Source organism: Pseudarthrobacter sp. B907 (assembly GCF_040137805.1).
Lineage (GTDB): Bacteria > Actinomycetota > Actinomycetes > Actinomycetales > Micrococcaceae > Arthrobacter.
In genome coordinates this window covers 104,146-123,133 of record NZ_JBEEQE010000001.1, presented here as the reverse complement: position 1 = coordinate 123,133, position 18,988 = coordinate 104,146, and the positions used below count along the sequence as shown (strand labels likewise).

The following is an 18,988-nucleotide window of genomic DNA, read 5'->3' as shown; positions in this document are numbered from 1 at the left end:
GTGCCGAGGGGATCTAGAACAACGAGGCGTGCCTAGACGTCCGCGGCGCGGGCGCGCAGGGCGCGGGCGACGCCGTCGCGGTTTTCCAGCATCATCCGGCGCAGTGCCGCGCTCTCCTCCGGCAGCGAGGTGAGGAACTCGTCGGTGCGGTCAACGGTTTCCTGCGTGGTCAGCTGCGCCGGGTAGAGGCCGACGACGATCTGCTGGGCCAGCGCGTGGGTACGGTCCTTGACGATGCCCGGGACGGCCGCGAAGTACTTCTCGGCGTACGGCTCCAGCAGCGAGGTGTCCAGCACCCGGGTGAAGCCGGCGACCGCGGAACCCTGCAGCGCGTTGGACAGTTCGCCCTTGACCACAATCGACTCCCAGGCCGCGGCCTTGGCCTCGGCGGTGGGGATGGCTGCCTTGGCCAGGGCAGCCGCGTTTTGGCCGGTGGCGGTGTTGTCGTGCTCCAGCTCGGCGTCGATCGTTTCCTGTCCGGCCCGGCCGCCGACCACGAGGGACGTGATCAGCTCCCAGCGCAGATCCTGGTCCACGGCGAGGCCTTCCAGCTCCCGCGACCCGTCCAGAAGCCCGGCGACGGTGTCCAGCTGGGCCTCGCTGCGGGTCAGCAGGGCGTAGGACTTCACGAACTGCAGCTGCGCGTCGGAGCCGGCCGGGACGCGGGAGGCGAGCTCCCAGAGCCGGTCGCCGGCGGCGGTAGCGGTGGCTTCCTTGTGCTCGGCGGCGACGTAGAAGTTCAGCGTCGTGGCGAGCTGGCGGAGCTGGACCAGGATGACGGAGGAGTCGGATTCCTCGGCTATGTTGGCCAGGATCAGGTCCACGTAGCCGCGGGCCGGGGTTTCGCCGTCGCGCGCAGCGTCCCAGGCCGAACCCCAGACGAGGGTGCGGGGGAGGCTCTGGCCGAAGTCCTTCAGGTGCGCCGTGGCGGTGGCGAGGGACTTCGGGTCCAGCCGGACCTTGGCATAGGCGAGGTCGTCGTCGTTGAGCAGGATCAGGTCAGGCTGCGCCAAGCCGGCCAGCGCCGGAACCTCGGTGCGCTCGCCGTCGACGTCGAGCTCCTCCCGGTGCACCCGCTCGAGCTTCCCGGCGCCGTCCAGGTTGTAGAAACCGACGGCGAGCCGGTGCGGGCGGATGGTCGGCTGCGCGTCGGTGGCGGACTGCAGGATGGCGAAGGAGGAGATCGTGCCATCCTCGCCGACGGAGAGTTCGGGCTTGAGCGTGTTGACGCCGGCGGTCTCCAGCCAGAGCCGGCCCCACTGGTCCAGGTCGCGGCCGCTGGCCTTCTCGAGCTCGACCATCAGGTCGCTGAGCTCGGTGTTCTGCCAGGAGTGCTTGCGGAAGTACTCGCGGACCCCGGCCATGAACTCCTCCGGGCCCACCCAGGCCACCAGCTGCCGCAGCACCGAGGCGCCCTTGGCGTAGGTGATGCCGTCGAAGTTCACTTCGACGTCCTCCAGGTCGTTGATCTCGGCGAAGATCGGGTGTGTGGTGGGCAGCTGGTCCTGGCGGTACGCCCAGGACTTCTCCACCGACGCGAAGGTGGTCCAGGCGTGGTCGAACTTGGTGTTTTCGACGGCGGCGAGGTGGGACATGTACTCGGCGAAGGACTCGTTGAGCCAGAGGTCGTTCCACCAGCGCATGGTCACGAGGTCGCCGAACCACATGTGGGCCAGCTCGTGCAGCACGGTGATGGCGCGGCGCTCCACCTGGGCGTCCGTGACCTTGCTGCGGAAGACGTACCCTTCCAAGATGGTGACGGCTCCGGCGTTTTCCATGGCGCCGGCGTTGAATTCCGGCACAAAGAGCTGGTCGTACTTCTCGAACGGGTACGGGCAGCCGAACTGCGCCTCGAAGAACTCGAAGCCCTGCCGGGTGAGCTCGAAGATGTTGTCCGCGTCGAGGTACTGCATCAGGGACTTGCGGGCAAAGACGCCCAGCGGGGTGACCTTTCCGTCCGCGGACTTCACCTCGCTGCGGACCGACTGGTACGGGCCGGCGATCAGGGCGGTGACGTAGGAGGAAAGCCGCGGGGTGGGCGCGAATTCCCAGACCGAGCGGGCGCCGCCGTCCTCGCCGGGGATGGTTTCCACCGGTTCCGGGGTGGGGGAGTTGGAGACGACGTCCCAGTGCGAGGGGGCGGTGACGGTGAAGCTGAAGCTGGCCTTGAGGTCGGGCTGCTCGAAGACTGCGAACATCCGCCGGGAGTCCGGAACCTCGAACTGTGTGTACAGGTAGACCTCGTTGTCCACCGGGTCCACGAAGCGGTGCAGGCCCTCGCCGGTGTTCATATAGGGCGCGTCCGCGACCACCAGCAGCTCGTTCTCGGCGGCGAGGTCCGGCAGCTGGATGCGGATGCCGTCGGAGACCTCCGCGGGGTCAAGCTCGCGGCCGTTGAGCGTGACGCTATGCACCGTGTGGGTCACGGCGTCGATGAACGTGGAAGAGCCCGGTGTGGCCGTGAACTTCACGGCGGTGCTGGAGCCGAAGACCTTCTCGCCGCGGGTCAGGTCCAGGCTGACTTCGTAGGAGTCGACGTCGATCAGTGCGGCGCGCTCGCGGGCTTCGGCGCGCGTGAGGTTCATACCGGGCAAGTGGTGCCTCCAAAAGGGGGTGGGAACGGTGGGAACGATACTGTGAAATTATTCTTTCACGACGCGGCGGGTGGCAAGTTGCGCAGGTCACAGCGAGTCTCTCCCGGCGGCCCCTGCAGGGGTAGCGTTGGAGCCATGGGAAAGATCCGTGATTCCGTGGACGCCAGGGCCCTGCGCTTCGCGGTGGCGTTCCCGCTGATGCTGGCGGCTGCCTTCGTGGTCTGCGCGCTGCTGATCCGGGCCGACCTGCCCGAGCCGCTGGCCGTCCGCTGGTCCGGTGAGGGCGCCGTGGATTTCGCACCCTTTGGCGCAGTGGTGGGCGTGGGCGCGGGCCTGATCGTGCTGGTCAGCTGGGCTGTCCTGTTGCAGGCGGCGCCGTTGTCCCGCCCGGCGCTGATGCGCCGGTTCATGATGGGCACCGGGCTGACCGTGAGTCTGTTCGTCACCACCGTCCTGGCCGCCGTGCTGGTGGGCCAGCTGGGCCTGGCGGACGCGCGGGAATCCCGCGTGGACGTGGCGGTCCTGGCCATGGGCAGCGGGGCGGCCCTGGGCCTGGGGGTGGTGATGGGCTTCGTTTTCAAGGCGGACGAGCGGTGGTCCGTGGATGACGAGCGGGCGGTGCGGGAGGCGCTGGAACGGGAGCTGGACCCGGAGCTGGCGCGGGATACCGTCAGCCTCTGGGTCCATGCCCGCAGCTCGGTGTTCGTGATGCTCGGGATCGCCGCCCTGTTTCCCGCAGCCCTGCTGACCGTCGCCGTCCCGTGGCTGGCAGCGTTGCTGGTGGCGGCCGCGCTGCTGGTGGCTGTGTTCCTCTTCGCCCGAATCCGGGTTGACCGGAACGGGCTCCGGGTGTTCGCTGGCGGATTCCTGCGGGTCATGGATGTCCCCGCGGCTGCCATCGAGTCGGCCACCCCCAAACACGTCAAGGCCGCGGACTACGGCGGCTGGGGCTACCGGAGCCACGGTGCCACGACCGCGATGCTGGTCAGCAGCGGACCCGCCGTCGTCGTGGACCGGTTCGATGGCCGCCGTCTGGCGGTAAGCGGCGGCAGCGCGACGACGGCGGACAATATGGCGCAGGTGCTCTCCCGCGTCGCTGCCCGCGCGCGCCGCCGCAACGGCGGGGCGCCGGCATCGTAGCCCTAGTAGGCTGGTAGCAGCCCAGACCAGCAGCGCCGGACGTTCACCGGCGCCCCAGAGAACGGATCCGCCCGTGACCACTGCCCCGGATTTCCCGCGCGTTCATATCGCCACCGACCACGCCGGCATGGAGCTCAGCGCCCACTTGGTGGGCCACCTCAGCGCCAAGGGCTATGACGTGGTGGACCACGGGCCCAAGATCTATGACGCGCTGGATGACTACCCATCCTTCTGCATCAACGCCGCCCGCGCCGTCGTGGCGGACCAGGCAGCGGGCACCCGCGCGCTCGGCATCGTGCTGGGCGGGTCGGGCAACGGCGAGCAGATCGCGGCCAACAAGGTCAAGGGCGTCCGGGCCGCCCTGGCCTGGAACCTGTCCACCGCCAAGCTTGCCCGTGAGCACAACGACGCCAACGTCGTCGCCGTCGGCGGCCGGCAGCACAGCGTCGAGGAGGCCACAGCGATCATCGAGGCCTTTCTGACCGAGCCGTTCAGTCACGACGAGCGCCACATCCGCCGGATCGGCAAGATCGCCACCTACGAGACCACCGGCGAGGTCGTCGAGTAGTGCCGGAGGGGCATTCGGTCCACCGACTGGCCCGGCAGTTCGCGGACGTGTTGGTAGGGGAGCGGTTGGCCGTCTCCAGTCCGCAAGGACGTTTCGCCCAGGGCGCGGCGCTGCTGGACGGGCACGTCCTCACCGGGTCCGTGGCGCACGGCAAGCACCTGTTCCTGGGCTTCGGGCACGGCCTGGTCCTACACGTGCATCTGGGGCTCTACGGCGCCTGGGACTTCGGCGGCGACGCCGGCTTCCGCGGGGCCTCCAGCATCGGCGCGCCCCGGAAGATCGGGGAGCGGGAAGTCTACGGCGACGACGCCGGCCCGGACGCCGTGTATGCCGGCCCGCCTGAGCCGGTGGGCGCGGTCCGGGTGCGGCTGGCCGGCGGGCACGGCTGGGCTGACCTGCGCGGGGCCACCACCTGCGAGACGTTGACCCGGGCCGAAGCCGACGCCGTCGCCGCCCGGCTGGGTCCGGACCCGCTGCGGAACCTCCCGGGCGACCGGGAGGGTTTCATCGCCGCGCTGGCGAAAAAACGCACCCCGCTGGCGACGCTGCTGATGGACCAAAAGGTGATTGCCGGCGTCGGCAACGTTTACCGCGCCGAACTCCTGTTCCGGCAGCGGCTCGACCCCTGGCTGCCCGGGAGTGTCCTGCCGGCGGAATCCGCCGGCCTGCTCTGGGACGACACGGTCGCCACGATGTCCGACGGCGTCCGCGACGGCCGGATCATCACCACCCCGCCGCACTACTGGACTAGGCTCCGCGAGGCCGGGGCGGGTGAAGCAGGGACACTGCGGGAACCGGAGGACGCGCATTTCGTCTACCGCCGGCACGGCCTGGACTGCCGGGACTGCGGCACCGCCGTAGCCCTGACCGAGCACGCCGCCCGGAAACTCTACTGGTGCCCGGGCTGCCAGCGTTCCTGAGCCGCATCCCCGGTGGGCATGAAAAAAGCCCCTCCGCAGAGGGGCCGTTCTTCGTCATATTTCGGAGGGGACGACGGGAATCGAACCCGCGTAATCAGTTTGGAAGACTGAGGCTTTACCATTAAGCTACGTCCCCGGGAATTTGCTGGAACTTCGGCAAAACTTCCGGGCGGCTGTTGAAGCCGGATACAACTAAACCCAATTCAGGCCCCCAGTGTCAAATGTGCAAATCGCCACAGGATGACCGTAGACTGTTCTGTGCACTTACGGGGTGTAGCTCAGCTTGGCTAGAGCGCCTGCTTTGGGAGCAGGAAGTCGCAGGTTCAAATCCTGTCACCCCGACTCTGCAGCAATGCCTTTAGAAGTGGCGTTGCAGAGCCCCATCCCCCAAAACCAGGAGTACTTAGACTGTGAAGAGCGCTGTCGAGAACCTCACCCCCACGCGGGTCAAGCTCAATGTTGAGGTCCCCTTTGAGGAATTGAAGCCCAGCATCGCCGAGGCATACAAGACTGTTGCTTCCCAGATCCAGGTTCCCGGGTTCCGCAAGGGCAAAGTCCCCTCCAAGCTCATTGACCAGCGCGTTGGCCGTGGCTACGTCCTGGAGACGGCCATCAACGAAGGCCTCAACGGCTGGTACCAGGCTGCCGTGCAGGAAACCGGCATCCGCCCGCTGAGCCGTCCCGAGGTCGAGATCACCGAGGTGCCGGACCCGTCCGCCACCGACGGCGAGCTGAAGTTCCACGCCGAGGTCGATGTCCGCCCCGAGATCGAACTCCCGGACTACGCCGGCATCAAGGTTGAGGTCGCCGCCGCCGAGTCATCCGACGCCGACGTCGACAAGGCCCTCGACGAACTGCGCGGCCGCTTCGGCACGCTCAAGTCCGTGGACCGCCCCGCCGCCGACGGTGACTTCCTCACTATCGACATCACCGCCTCGATCGACGGCGCCGAGGTCGACTCCGCTTCCGGCCTGTCCTACCAGGTAGGCGCCGGCACCATGCTCGAGGGCCTCGACGAAGCCGTCACCGGCCTCAGCGCCGACGAGGACGCCATCTTCGACACCACCCTCGTGGGCGGTGACCACGCCGGCGAGTCCGCTCAGGTGAAGGTGGTCGTCAAGGCCGTCAAGGAGCGCGAGCTTCCCGAGGCCAACGACGACTTCGCCCAGCTGGCGTCCGAGTTCGACACCCTTGCCGAGCTCCGCGAGGACCTCGCCAAGCAGGCCGCCGACTCCAAGACTGTCGAACAGGGCGTCGAGGCCCGCGACAAGGTCCTGGACAAGCTCGTCGAGCTCGTCGAGGTTCCGGTTCCGGCCTCCGTCGTCGAAGAGCAGCTCGAGCAGCACTTCAGCGCCGAAAACTCCCACGGTGAAGGCGAGCACGACACCGAGGAGCACCGCGCCGAGGTCAAGGCCAACACCGAGCGCGCCTTCCAGAACGAGATCATCCTTGACGCCATCGCCGAAAAGGAAGAAGTCAACGTCACTCAGAACGAGCTGATCGACTACATCGTCACCACCGCCAGCCAGTACGGCATGGACCCGAACCAGTTCGCCCAGATCATCGATCAGAGCGGCCAGGTTCCGATGATGGTGTCCGAGGTGCGCCGCCGCAAGGCACTCGCCGTCGTCCTGGGCCAGGCCGAGGTCACCGACACCGAGGGCAACAAGATCGACCTGAGCGATTTCGTCCGCCCCGGCGGCGAAGAGGCTTCCTTCGAAGCCGACGCCGAGGAAGCTGCTACCGAGGAGACCGCTTCCGAGGAAGCAGCCACCGCCAAGAACGACGACCCGGCAGCAGTGAAGTTCTAACACTTCCTGTTCCCGCAGTCCCTGCCCGCACCCCCGGATCACGCATCCGGGGGTGCGGCTTTTTAAGCCTGCAATGAACCCTCCCGGCCAATCGTGCGCCGTCAGCGAACAGCCCTGCGCCTGCGCACAAAGCGGCCGCGAAAACCGTTAGTGTCCATGTAGGAAAGTTCAGTGATGCCGTCAAGTGGCGTCACCGTCGCCAGCGAGAGGTAAGTACACATGTCACAGCAAGCAGGGGCACCCCGGATGGCTACCGTCGATCCGGCGGCCCAGGATAACTACATTTACAACCGCCTGCTGAAAGAGCGCATCATCTGGCTCGGCTCCGAGGTCCGCGACGAGAATGCCAACGCGATCTGCTCGCAGCTGCTGCTGCTCTCGGCCGAGAACCCCGAGAAGGACATCTACCTCTACATCAACTCGCCCGGCGGCTCCGTGACCGCCGGCATGGCCATTTACGACACGATGCAGTTCATCCCGAACGACGTCGTCACCGTGGCCACCGGCCTGGCCGCCTCGATGGGCCAGTTCCTGCTCTCCTCCGGCACCAAGGGCAAGCGCTACGCGACCCCGAACGCCCGCATCCTGATGCACCAGCCTTCCGGCGGCATCGGCGGCACCGCCTCGGACATCAAGATCCAGGCCGAGCTGATCCTGCACATGAAGAAGGTCATGGCCGAACTGACGGCCGAACAGACCGGGCAGACCGTGGAGACCATCCTCAAGGACAACGACCGCGACAAGTGGTTCACGGCGACCGAGGCCCTCGAATACGGCTTCTTCGACAAGATCGCGGCGCACGCCGGGTCCGTGGCGGGCGGCGGCGGAACCAACGCCGACGCCGGCAGCGAAAACTAACCGGCACGCAGACAGAACCGACTCCAGGAGCAATGAACATGAACTACAACTTCGGATCGACTGCCGGGAACCTGCCGAGCAGCCGCTACGTGCTGCCGCAGTTTGAAGAGCGCACCCCCTACGGCTTCAAGCGCCAGGACCCCTACACCAAGCTGTTCGAGGACCGCATCATCTTCCTGGGTGTCCAGGTCGACGACGCCTCCGCCGACGACGTGATGGCCCAGCTGCTGGTCCTCGAGTCCACCGACCCGGACCGCGACATCACGCTTTACATCAACTCGCCCGGCGGTTCCTTCACCGCCATGACGGCGATCTACGACACGATGCAGTACATCCGCCCGGAGATCCAGACGGTCTGCCTGGGCCAGGCCGCCAGCGCGGCCGCCGTGCTGCTCGCCGCCGGCACCCCGGGCAAGCGTCTGGCCCTGCCGAACGCACGCGTGCTGATCCACCAGCCCGCCCTCTCCGGCGGCCAGGGCGGACAGGCCTCCGACCTGGAAATCCAGGCCGCCGAGGTCATGCGGATGCGCTCCTGGCTCGAGGACACACTGGCCAAGCACTCCGGCCGCACCTCCGAACAGGTCAACAACGACATCGAACGCGACAAGATCCTCACGGCCGCCGAGGCCATGAGCTACGGGCTGATCGACCAGGTGCTCGATTCCCGCAAGATCAAGCCGCAGGCGATCACAAAGTAGCTCCAACGGCAGTTCCAACACGACTGCCGCACGACGCCGGTGCCGCTCAACAGAAATGGGCGGCACCGGCGTCTTCTTTCCACCCATCAGGGCGAAAGTGACCTAGAGTGGAAGATGTCACGGCCTCTCGTCCCGCGGGGACGGTCCGTGATCCAGTAACGGATGCAGCGCTGCACAGGAGCACGACCCAGCCGGCAGCAAGATACTAAGGGGTTCCCATATGGCTCGGATTGGCGAGAGCACCGATCTGCTGAAGTGTTCTTTTTGCGGAAAGAGCCAGAAGCAGGTCCGCAAGCTCATTGCCGGGCCCGGCGTCTACATCTGCGACGAGTGCATTGAACTCTGCAACGAGATCATTGAAGAAGAACTCGCCGAAGTAGCTGACCTGGGAAGCTTTGAGCTGCCCAAGCCCCGCGAAATTTTCGATTTCCTGCAGGAATACGTGATCGGCCAGGAGCCCGCCAAGCGGTCCCTCGCCGTCGCCGTCTACAACCACTACAAGCGGATCCAGGCGGGCCACGCACCCAAGAGCGGCGCCCTGGCCGAGGGCGGCCACCACGACGACGTCGAGATCGCCAAGTCCAACATCCTGCTGATTGGCCCCACGGGCTGCGGCAAGACCTACCTGGCCCAGACCCTGGCCCGGCGCCTGAATGTCCCGTTCGCCGTCGCCGACGCCACCGCCCTGACCGAAGCCGGCTACGTGGGCGAGGACGTCGAGAACATCCTGCTCAAGCTCATCCAGGCCGCTGACTACGACGTCAAGAAGGCCGAACAGGGCATCATCTACATCGACGAGATCGACAAGATTTCGCGCAAGAGCGAGAACCCCTCCATCACCCGTGACGTCTCCGGCGAGGGTGTGCAGCAGGCGCTGCTGAAGATCCTCGAGGGCACGGTCGCCTCGGTTCCGCCGCAGGGCGGCCGCAAGCACCCGCACCAGGAATTCATCCAGATCGACACCACCAACGTGCTCTTCATCGTGGCGGGCGCCTTCGCCGGTCTCGAGGAGATCATCGGTTCGCGGTCCGGCCGCAAGGGCATCGGCTTCGGCGCCCCGCTGAACGAGGTCAAGAACAACGCGGACTCCTATGGCGAGGTTATGCCCGAAGACCTGCTGAAGTTCGGCCTCATCCCCGAATTCATCGGCCGGCTGCCGGTCATCACCACGGTCTCGAACCTTGACCGTCCGGCGCTGATCCAGATTCTCTCCACGCCCAAGAATGCCCTCGTGAAGCAGTACCAGAAGATGTTCCAGCTCGACGGCGTCGAGCTGGTCTTCGAGGACGAGGCGCTGGACCTGATCGCAGACCAGGCTCTGGAACGCGGCACCGGTGCCCGCGGCCTCCGCGCCATCATGGAGGAAGTCCTGCTGCCGGTGATGTTCGACCTGCCGAGCCGGGACGACGTCGCCAGTGTGGTCATCACAGAGGACGTGGTGGCCAAAAAAGCCGCGCCCACCATGATCCCGCACGACGTCAAGCGCCGTAAGTCCGCCTGATCCTGACAGCCCGCGCGCGCGGTAAAGCCGGAATAAATCTTGCGGCAGCGTCGCTGTGCCTAACTGTTGCGCTTAACCATTGCGCCGTGCCGTCCGTGGCTACAGCCCCCGGCAGGCCTTGGCGAACGCTCCCCGTTGACTTCCAAAGGAGAACCCTGTGCCCGAAACGATGACGAACAAAGCAGACTTCTGGTTCGACCCCATGTGCCCCTTCGCCTGGGTGACCTCCCGCTGGATCTCCGAGGTGGAAGAAGTCCGGGACATCAAGACCGAGTGGCACGTGATGAGCCTGGCGGTCCTGAACGAGGGCCGCGACGAGCTCCCGGCCGAGTACAAGGAGTTCCTGGTCAAGGCCTGGGCGCCGGTCCGGGTCATCATCGCCGCCGCGGAAAAGCACGGTGCGGAGTACATCAAGCCGCTCTACGACGCCATGGGCACCAAGATCCACAACGAAAGCAACAAGGACATCGAAGAGGTTGTCGCCAAGTCCCTCGCCGAGGCGGGCCTGCCTGCCGAGCTCGCTGCCGCCGGCCAGTCTGACGAGTTCGACGTCCAGCTGCGCTCCAGCCATGAGGCCGGCATCTCGCTGGTCGGCCAGGATGTCGGAACCCCGGTCGTCGCGTTCAACGGCACCGCGTTCTTTGGTCCCGTCCTCACCCGCATCCCGCGCGGTGAAGACGCCGGGAAGCTCTGGGACGCCACCGTGACGCTGGCCTCATTCCCGTACTTCTTCGAACTCAAGCGCAGCCGCACCGAGAGCCCTGTCTTCAACTAGGCCGCGGCCCGGACGGTACGCCAAGGGCCCCGGATGAACTACCCGCTTGTAGTTCGTACGGGGCCCTTGTGCATCCGGAGGAGCGGGAGAACAATAGAACTTACCCACTTCGAAAGAAGCGGGACGCAGGAACCAAAGATTCAGTGACACTCATCCGACGCAGCCTTCGGCAAAGTCAGATGATGGCTACCAGTGACGAGGTAGGAAGACCTGAAACTCCAAGGATCCCGCCAGATTACCTAAGACGTCACGTGGTAATCGAAAAGTCGAAGCCCCACCAACCGCAAAAAGCTGATGGGGCTTCCCCTTTGCCCAAAAGTCGCCTCTGATTGGTGCCATGAGCACTGAGCCCATCGCGGAATACGCGCTGCTGTCCGACTGCTGGTCTGCGGCCCTGGTCAGCGCCGCGGGCTCTGTGGACTGGCTCTGCTTCCCGCGCTTCGACAGCCCGTCGATCTTCGGCCGCCTGCTGGGCGAGGACGCCGGCCACTGGTCCATCCGGCCCTCCGGCGAATACACAACCACCCGGCGGTACTTAGGTCCGTCCATGGTCCTGGAGTCGCTCCACACCACCGCCCACGGCCGGCTCGCCGTGCGCGACGCGCTGGTCCTCGGCTCCGGACGGCGCGGGCACGACCTCGGCCAGGGATCCCCGGGCACGCTGCTGCGCTGGCTGTCCTGCACCGCGGGGAGCGTTGAGGTGGACGTCAGCTTCGCGCCGCGGCCGGAGTACGGGCTGCTCCTCCCGTTGCTACAGGCCGTGGACGGCGGCCTGCTGATCCGCGCCGGCGCCGAGGAACTCGCCCTGTCCGCTCCGGTGCCGTTCACGCTCGACGGCGGTACCGCCCGCGCCGTCCTGCGGCTCGGCGCCGGCGACAGCCTTGGCTTCGCCCTCCACCGCCAGCCTGAAGCGGGCGAGGTGCCGGGGTTCTGGGACCAGGAGGAGATGGTGCACCGCCTTGGTGACACCCTCGAGGGCTGGAGCAGCTGGTCCGGGATCCACCAGGGCTACCGCGGCCCCTGGCAGGAGCTCGTGGCCGGCAGCGGCCGGGTCCTGCAGGCCCTCAGCTACTATCCGTCCGGCGCTATCGTGGCCGCGCCGACCACCTCCCTGCCCGAGGTGGCCGGCGGCACCCGCAACTGGGACTACCGCTACACCTGGGTCCGGGATGCCAGCATGACCCTGCAGGCGCTGTGGGTGGCGGCGTGCCCGGACGAGGCAGGAAAGTTCTTCCAGTTCCTCGCGACGGCCGCGGCCCGCCAGCTGGCCGGGGGCGAGGAGCTGCAGATCATGTATGGGATTGGCGGTGAGCGCGACCTTCCCGAGCGGGTCCTGGACCACCTCCCCGGCTGGCGGGGCAGTTCGCCGGTGCGGGTCGGCAACGGAGCCTGGGACCAGCGGCAACTGGACGTCTACGGCGAGCTGCTGGATGCGGCCGCGACCATGCCGGAATTCCTCGACGGCCTGGCACCGGAAACGCTGCGTTTCCTGGCGGACGCGGCCGACGCCGCCGTCGCCCGCTGGCAGGAGCGCGACCAGGGGATCTGGGAGGTCCGCGGCGAACCGCGGCACTACCTGTATTCTAAGCTGATGTGCTGGGTCGCCGTGGACCGGGCCATCACCCTGGCCGGGGTGCTGCAGGCCACGGACCGAGTGCCGCGCTGGAGGGACGCCCGGGAGCTGATCGCCGACTCCATCCGCGCGAACGGCTGGAGCGATGCCGCCGGGGCGTACACCCAGGCGTACGGTGCCGAGCAGCTGGACGCTTCGGCCCTGATGCTCGGGATCGTGGGATTCCTGCCCCCGGATGACCCGCGGTTCCTGGCCACGATCGAAGCCGTCGAACACCGGCTCACCGACTGGCGCGGCCTGGTCTACCGCTACCACACCGACGACGGCCTGCCGGGGGAGGAGGGGGCCTTCCTGCTCTGCACCTTCTGGCTCGCCCACGCCCTGGCCCTCGCCGGGCTGACGGACCGGGCCAGGGCGGTCTTCGAACGTGCGGCCGGATTTGCCGCCGGCCTGGGACTGATGGCCGAGGAGGTGGCTCCGGACAGCCGGGAACTGCTGGGCAACTTCCCGCAGGCGTTCAGCCACATTGGACTGGTCAACGCGGCCTGGGCCATCAGCGAGGCGGAACGGCGAAACCGCGAGGGCCCTCCGCCCGGCCTGAGCCGGCCGGAGGGCCCTCGCGTTTGATACTGCGGTACCGGGCGTTACGCCTGGCCCGGCTCCTCCGCGGGGGCCAGCACGACGTCGCTCACGCTCAGTTCACCCTCGCCGGCCACCAGCGCCAGCTCACGGGCGTTGGCCGCGGCCTTGAGGTCGCCCAAGCCTGCCTTCAGCTGGGTCGTGAGGGACTCCGACGCCGTGATGGTCGCGGAGAGCACCTCGGTGCGCTGCTTGACCTTGGCCTCGGACTTGGCCTTGCGGATGCCCCCCAGCGCCGTTCCCACCGTGGCGAGCAGGGTGGTGTCGCCGTCGATCTCCACGGGGGAGGGCCACTGTGCGCGGTGCACCGAGCCGGTCCGCCACCAGCCCCAGACTTCCTCCGTCGCGAACGGCAGGAACGGCGCGAAGAGCCGCAGCAGGGTGTCCAGGCTGGTGGCCAGCGCGGCCAGCACGGACGCCTGCTCGGCCTTGCCGGCGGCACCGTAGGCGCGGTCCTTGATCAGCTCCACGTAGTCGTCCGTGAAGTGCCAGAAGAAGCTCTCGGTGATCTGCAGGGCCCGGGCGTAGTCGTAGTTCTCGAACGCCTTGGTGGCCTGCTGGACAACCTCGGAGAGCTGCGCCAGCACGGCGCGGTCGAGGGGATTGGTCAGCACTGACAGGTCCGCGGAGACTACCGAGTTCTCGGTGGCGCCCAGATTCAGCACGAACTTGGACGCGTTGAGCAGCTTGATCGCCAGCCGGCGGCCGATCTTCATCTGCGCGATCTCGTAGGCGGTGTCCGCACCGAGCTTGGCCGAGGCCGCCCAGTACCGGACGGCGTCCGAGCCGTATTCGTTGAGCACGTCGGTCGGGACGATCACGTTGCCCTTGGACTTGGACATCTTCTTCCGGTCCGGGTCGAGGATCCAGCCGGAGATCGCGGCGTGCTTCCACGGCGCGACGTCCTGGAGGGCATCGGCACGGACGGCGGTTGAGAACAGCCAGGTCCGGATGATGTCGTGGGCCTGCGGGCGCACGTCGAACGGGAAGACCTTGGCGAAGAGCGCCTCGTCGGTGCTCCAGCCGCCCACGATCTGCGGGGTCAGCGAGGAGGTGGCCCAGGTGTCCAGGACGTCGGCGTCGCCGGTGAAGCCGCCCGGCACATCGCGCTGGGCTTCCTCGTAGCCGGGGGCCGCGTCCGCGGCGGGATCCACCGGGAGCTGGCCGTCGGTCGGCAGGATGGGCGCGTCATAGTCCGGGTTGCCGTCGGCATCAAGTGGGTACCAGACCGGCACCGGCACGCCGAAGAACCGCTGGCGGGAGACCAGCCAGTCGCCGTTGAGGCCGGTGATCCAGTTCTCGTAACGCGAGCGCATAAAGGACGGGTGGAACTCGATCTCGTTGCCGCGACCGATCAGGCGTTCGCGCCGCTCCTCGTCGCGGCCGCCGTTGCGGATGTACCACTGGCGCGAGGTCACGACCTCAAGGGGCTTGTCGCCCTTTTCGAAGAAGTTCACCGGGTGCATGATCTTCTTGGGCTCGCCGTCGAGCAGGTCCGCGGCGGCAAGCTGTTCCACCACGGCCTCCTTGGCGCTGAAGACGGTCTTGCCGGCGATCGCCTCGAACGCGGCGCGGCCTTCCCCGGTGGTGATCCACTCCGGGGTTTCGCCGACGATTCGGCCGTCGCGGCCCACGATCGCGCGGGTGGGCAGCTGCAGTTCACGCCACCAGGTCACGTCGGTCAGGTCGCCGAAGGTGCAGACCATGGCGATGCCGGAGCCCTTGTCCGCCTTCGCGAGGTGGTGGGCCTTGACCTCCACCTCGACGCCGAAGAGGGGAGAGGTGACCTTCTTGCCGAACAGCGGCTGGTACCGCTCGTCATCGGGGTTCGCCACCAGCGCGGCGCAGGCGGCCAGCAGCTCGGGGCGGGTGGTCTCGATGTAGATCTTTTCGCCGTCCTCGGTGAAGAACGGGTAGCGGTAGTAAGCGCCGGCGACCTCGCGGTCCTCCAGCTCGGCCTGGGCCACCGCGGTGCGGAAGGTGACGTCCCACAGGGTGGGCGCCTCCGCCATGTAGGCGTCGCCGGCGGCAAGGTTCGCCAAGAAGGCGCGCTGGGAGATGGCGCGGGACTTGTCGTCGATGGTGCGGTAGGTCAGGTCCCAGTCGACGGACAGGCCGAGGGTCTGGAACAGGTTTTCAAAGACCTTCTCGTCCTCGACGGCGAGTTCCTCGCAGAGTTCGATGAAGTTCCGGCGCGAGACGACGTCGAAGTCGCGCTGGTTCTTGGCGGGCTCCGCCGGCGGCCGGTAACCGGCGTCGTAGGGGATGGCCGGATCGCAGCGCACGCCGTAGTAGTTCTGCACGCGCCGCTCGGTGGGCAGGCCGTTGTCGTCCCAGCCCATCGGGTAGAAGACGTTCTTGCCGGTCATCCGCTGGTAGCGGGCCAGGACGTCGGTCTGGGTGTAGGAGAACATGTGCCCCACGTGCAGGGACCCCGATGCGGTGGGCGGGGGAGTGTCGATCGAGTAGACCTGCTCCCTGGTGGTCTCCCGGTTGAACTTGTAGGTCCCTTCGTCAAGCCAGCGCCGGGTGAGGGCGGCTTCCAGCCCCTCCAATGCGGGCTTGTCCGGAACGTTGATGGGGGCGGTGGTGGGCGTGTCTGTACCCTGCGTGTCTTCAGCCATGGGCCAATTCTTTCACGCCCGGCCGCGGGCGGGCGCAATGGCCTGCCGGTGGGGAGGACCTTAGGGGTGATGCGGGGAGGCGACCAGGCCGCCGTCAGCCGGATTCGCTGCTAGCGCCCCACGACGAATTCCCACCGCAAGCTGCCGCATGTCACCATGGACCGCCCCGAGAATGCTGGCCGTCCGTCTCTTAGGCTCGAAAGTGTGTCCGCCAGGAGGGCGTCAACGGACGGCCAGATCGCTGGGCGCCAGTCGGCGTCGCCCTTGAAATACTCGCTGACGCAGCCGTGCTGCCGCCCTGGCCTGAGATCGACGAACAGGAAGTCGCCGGCGTTGTTGTCGGCGATCGGCAGGAAGGAAGCGATGAACATTGAAGCTTGCGTACCTGCCTCATCAGCTTCCGCCAGTTCCGGGTCGTAGGGTTTGTGGGGTTCGGGCAAAGGGGCGCTGCTGCTGGCCGCCTGGAACGCCCTCAAGTTTCGGTATCGGGGGGAGATTCTTTCACGTTCGAATTCTGCGTTCATGACCGCCCCAACCTGCGCCCAGACGCCAAGCATCATCTCCCGCAAACTCCTGCTTTCCTCCAAGGGAAGGGGCCGATACCTCGGGAATATGTTCGCCGCCGGCGACAATTCTGCCCCGTCGAACAGGCGGTACAGGGCCGACAGCTCGTCCGGCCACCCGCCGGGCACAATCTGTTCCAACGAACGGACCAGATTTTCCGGTGCCGGCGCCCGGATGGTTTCAGCCGTCACAGGTGCATTTTGACTCAGCCAGTCAACAATGCCCGCCCAGAGTTCCCGTGTCCCCATGGCGTGAATTTACGCGCTCCTGCCATCAATAAACACGGCCCATGATCCGCGTTCCGGCGTAGCATGCGCAGATGGAGACTTTTGCCGGGACCTTCGCGATCAAGCGCATCTATGACGAACCCGCGGATGACGACGGCTGCCGGGTCCTGGTGGACCGGCTCTGGCCGCGCGGCGTCAGCAAGGACCGCGCGCAGCTTCAGCTGTGGCTCAAGGAAGTAGCGCCCTCGCCGCCGCTGCGGACCGAATTCGCGCACATGCAGGAACGCTTCACCGACTTCCGCGCCGCCTACGAGGCCGAACTCGAAACCAACCCCGCGGTGCAGACGCTGCGGGACCTGGCCGCGGAGCACGGCAAGGTGTCCCTGCTGTTCGGCGCCCGGGATCCGGAGACCAACCACGCCCGGGTGCTTTTGGAGTTCCTGCAGCGCTGAAACGCTAGGGTGGTGCCATGACTGAGGAAATCGACATCGCACGAACTGCCAATACAGCACCAGCAGCCAAAGCAGCAGTAGTCACCGGCGCCAGCACCGGCATCGGCGAGGCCACGGTGAGGTCCCTCCGCCAGGAGGGCTGGACCGTGTTCGCCGTCGCCCGCCGCGCCGAGCGGCTTGACGCGCTCGCCGCCGAGACTGGAGCCTTCGCGCTCCCCGCCGATGTGACCGACGACGCCGACGTCGCCAGGCTGGTGGAGGAGGTGACCCGCGCCGGCGGCATCGACACCCTGATCAACATCGCCGGCGGCGCCCGGGGCGCGGACAAGGTGGCCGAGGCCAAGACGGAGGACTGGGCCTGGATGTACGAGGTCAACGTCCTCGGCACCATGAAGCTCACCCGGGCGTTCCTGCCGATGCTGCGGGCCTGCGGCGAGGGCACCGTGCTGAACCTGACCTCGACGGCGGGCCTGTCCGCCTATGAGGGCGGCGGCGGTTACAACGCCGCGAAGTTCGCCCAGCACGCCCTCACCGGCGCGTTGCGGCTGGAGGAGGCCGAACACAACCTCCGTGTGATCGAGGTGGCCCCCGGCATGGTGCAGACCGAAGAGTTCTCGCTGAACCGGCTCGGCGACGCCGGCGCCGCGGAGAAGGTCTACGCCGGGGTGGAGAAGCCGCTCACCGCCGCCGACGTCGCCGACGTCGTCCGCTTCGCGGTCACCGCGCCGCACCACGTGAACCTGGACCAGATCGTGATCCGTCCGGTGGCGCAGGCGTCCAACTTCAAGGTGATCCGCAAGGGCTGACGGGGCCTGGGGCGGCCCCGGACGTTCACCCCGGCGTCGCCCGGGGGCCGGGGAGTGGTGGCCGGGCGTTGGCCGGGGGAGGGCACGGTGGCTGGTGCAACTGCACACCACCAGAGTGGAGATCCTTTCCCATGCGCAACACGACCAAGCTGGGCGCTGCCGTACTCAGCGCAGCCCTGCTGCTCGCTTCCTCCGTCCCGGCCCAGGCGGCCGACACCAACCCGAACGGCGGCGACAACCATTTCGACCTTCAGGCACACCGCGGCGGGATCGGACTTACCGTTGAATCGACGCTGGCGTCCTTCGCCAAGGGGATCGAGACCGGCGTCTCCACCCTTGAACTGGACCTCCAGATCACCAAGGACGGTCGCGAAGTCATCACCCATGACCGCAAGATCAGCGGCCAGAAGTGCCTCGACACGGCACCCGTCACCCCGAATGACCCGCAGTTCCCCTATGTGGGCAAGTACATCAAGGACCTCACCTTCGACCAGGTCCGCAGCCTGGACTGCGGCTCGCTCACCCTGCCGCAGTTCCCCGGCCAGCAGGCCTCCCCGGGCGCCAAGATGCCCACCCTCGCCGAGGTGTTCGCCATGACGGACGCCCACCACGCCAGCCAGGTGAGGTTCAACATCGAGACCAAGGTCGAAGCCGGCGCCCCCGAGCAGACCGCACCCCGCGAACAGTTCGTCGAGGTCGCCCTGCGCGAAATCAACAAGGCGCACATGCAGAGCCGTGTCTCGATCGAAAGCTTCGACTGGGGCGCGCTGCGCCTGGTCCAGCAGCAGCAACCCCAGATCCCGACCGTGGCACTGACCAATAAGGACTTCCTGCAGGTCGGCCAGCCCGGCAAGTCCCCGTGGCTTGGCGGCATTGACGCCGACGACTTCGGCGGCGACCTGGTTGCCGCGGCTGCGTCCCTGCACTTCAACGCGATCTCCCCGGTGCACGGTAGCCCGCAGAACGGTAAGGTCACCGACGCCAACTACGTCCCCTACGTCACCCCGGATATGGTGCAGCGCGCCCACGCGGCCGGCATGCAGGTCATCCCGTGGACCGTCGATGACAAGCCCACCATGCGGGCCCTGATCGCCGACGGCGTCGATGGACTCATCACCGATTACCCGAACCTGCTCCGCGACGTCATGGCCGAGTCCGGCATGAAACTGCCCAAGGCCTTCGAGCTGCAGGCCGCCCACTAAGGTGCAGGCGTCGTGTTTCACTGCCCGGTGGCTGGT

Annotated in this window: 15 protein-coding genes and 2 tRNA genes; 13 read left to right on the top strand and 4 right to left on the bottom strand. The window is 67.2% G+C overall.

Going from position 1 to position 18,988, the window contains the following annotated elements; translation table 11 throughout:
• Positions 1–32 precede the first annotated feature (32 nt).
• Positions 33–2,585 carry an aminopeptidase N gene (gene pepN, locus ABLI39_RS00590; RefSeq protein WP_349411390.1) on the bottom strand — a complete coding sequence of 851 codons (2,553 nt, stop codon included), beginning with the start codon at positions 2,583–2,585 and terminating at the stop codon, positions 33–35.
• Positions 2,586–2,729: 144 nt separating this feature from the next.
• Here pepN and ABLI39_RS00585 point away from each other — a divergent pair, with 144 nt between their 5' ends.
• The 3 genes from ABLI39_RS00585 (at position 2,730) to ABLI39_RS00575 (ending at position 5,222) form a co-directional block, all read left to right on the top strand.
• Positions 2,730–3,734: a hypothetical protein gene (locus ABLI39_RS00585; RefSeq protein WP_349411389.1), complete on the top strand. Its 1,005-nt coding sequence runs from the start codon at positions 2,730–2,732 to the stop codon at positions 3,732–3,734.
• Between the two features lie 73 nt (positions 3,735–3,807).
• Entirely contained in the window at positions 3,808–4,302 is a 495-nt protein-coding gene (locus tag ABLI39_RS00580) for a ribose-5-phosphate isomerase (protein ID WP_349411388.1), read from the top strand.
• Positions 4,302–5,222, top strand: a complete 921-nt coding sequence (locus ABLI39_RS00575; protein WP_349411387.1) for an Fpg/Nei family DNA glycosylase — start codon at positions 4,302–4,304, stop codon at positions 5,220–5,222. Before ABLI39_RS00580 ends, ABLI39_RS00575 begins: the two co-directional genes overlap by 1 nt.
• Positions 5,223–5,287: 65 nt before the next feature.
• Here the strand turns inward: ABLI39_RS00575 and ABLI39_RS00570 are convergent.
• A tRNA-Gly gene (locus ABLI39_RS00570) sits at positions 5,288–5,358 on the bottom strand.
• A gap of 131 nt (positions 5,359–5,489) precedes the next feature.
• Here ABLI39_RS00570 and ABLI39_RS00565 point away from each other — a divergent pair.
• The 7 genes from ABLI39_RS00565 (at position 5,490) to ABLI39_RS00535 (ending at position 13,065) form a co-directional block, all read left to right on the top strand.
• Positions 5,490–5,564: transfer RNA gene (locus ABLI39_RS00565), tRNA-Pro, on the top strand.
• 68 nt (positions 5,565–5,632) lie between these two features.
• Positions 5,633–7,033 (top strand): trigger factor, encoded by a 1,401-nt coding sequence (gene tig, locus ABLI39_RS00560; protein WP_146337346.1) that lies wholly within the window; start codon positions 5,633–5,635, stop codon positions 7,031–7,033.
• Positions 7,034–7,279: 246 nt separating this feature from the next.
• The gene (locus ABLI39_RS00555; protein WP_138770441.1) at positions 7,280–7,891 is read left to right on the top strand and encodes an ATP-dependent Clp protease proteolytic subunit; all 612 of its coding nucleotides are present in this window, start codon (positions 7,280–7,282) and stop codon (positions 7,889–7,891) included.
• A gap of 38 nt (positions 7,892–7,929) precedes the next feature.
• Positions 7,930–8,589 (top strand): ATP-dependent Clp protease proteolytic subunit, encoded by a 660-nt coding sequence (locus ABLI39_RS00550; RefSeq protein ID WP_146338590.1) that lies wholly within the window; start codon positions 7,930–7,932, stop codon positions 8,587–8,589.
• 220 nt (positions 8,590–8,809) lie between these two features.
• A complete protein-coding gene (gene clpX / locus ABLI39_RS00545; RefSeq protein WP_349411385.1) occupies positions 8,810–10,090 on the top strand; it encodes an ATP-dependent Clp protease ATP-binding subunit ClpX in 1,281 nt (426 codons plus the stop codon).
• 157 nt (positions 10,091–10,247) lie between these two features.
• Entirely contained in the window at positions 10,248–10,865 is a 618-nt protein-coding gene (locus ABLI39_RS00540) for a mycothiol-dependent nitroreductase Rv2466c family protein (protein WP_502935163.1), read from the top strand.
• 337 nt (positions 10,866–11,202) lie between these two features.
• Positions 11,203–13,065: a glycoside hydrolase family 15 protein gene (locus tag ABLI39_RS00535; RefSeq protein ID WP_349411384.1), complete on the top strand. Its 1,863-nt coding sequence runs from the start codon at positions 11,203–11,205 to the stop codon at positions 13,063–13,065.
• Between the two features lie 17 nt (positions 13,066–13,082).
• Here the strand turns inward: ABLI39_RS00535 and valS are convergent, their stop codons facing one another.
• Positions 13,083–15,701 carry a valine--tRNA ligase gene (gene valS / locus ABLI39_RS00530; RefSeq protein WP_349411383.1) on the bottom strand — a complete coding sequence of 873 codons (2,619 nt, stop codon included), beginning with the start codon at positions 15,699–15,701 and terminating at the stop codon, positions 13,083–13,085.
• A gap of 110 nt (positions 15,702–15,811) precedes the next feature.
• Positions 15,812–16,456, bottom strand: a complete 645-nt coding sequence (locus ABLI39_RS00525) for an SMI1/KNR4 family protein (protein WP_349411382.1) — start codon at positions 16,454–16,456, stop codon at positions 15,812–15,814.
• A 128-nt stretch (positions 16,457–16,584) separates the two neighbouring features.
• Here ABLI39_RS00525 and ABLI39_RS00520 point away from each other — a divergent pair, with 128 nt between their 5' ends.
• From ABLI39_RS00520 to ABLI39_RS00510, 3 genes are all read left to right on the top strand, one after another.
• Complete coding sequence (locus ABLI39_RS00520) at positions 16,585–16,944, top strand: DUF488 domain-containing protein (RefSeq protein ID WP_349411381.1); 360 nt, start codon at positions 16,585–16,587, stop codon at positions 16,942–16,944.
• A gap of 17 nt (positions 16,945–16,961) precedes the next feature.
• Positions 16,962–17,750: an SDR family oxidoreductase gene (locus tag ABLI39_RS00515; protein ID WP_349411380.1), complete on the top strand. Its 789-nt coding sequence runs from the start codon at positions 16,962–16,964 to the stop codon at positions 17,748–17,750.
• A gap of 131 nt (positions 17,751–17,881) precedes the next feature.
• A complete protein-coding gene (locus ABLI39_RS00510; RefSeq protein ID WP_349411379.1) occupies positions 17,882–18,952 on the top strand; it encodes a glycerophosphodiester phosphodiesterase in 1,071 nt (356 codons plus the stop codon).
• Positions 18,953–18,988: the final 36 nt, after the last annotated feature.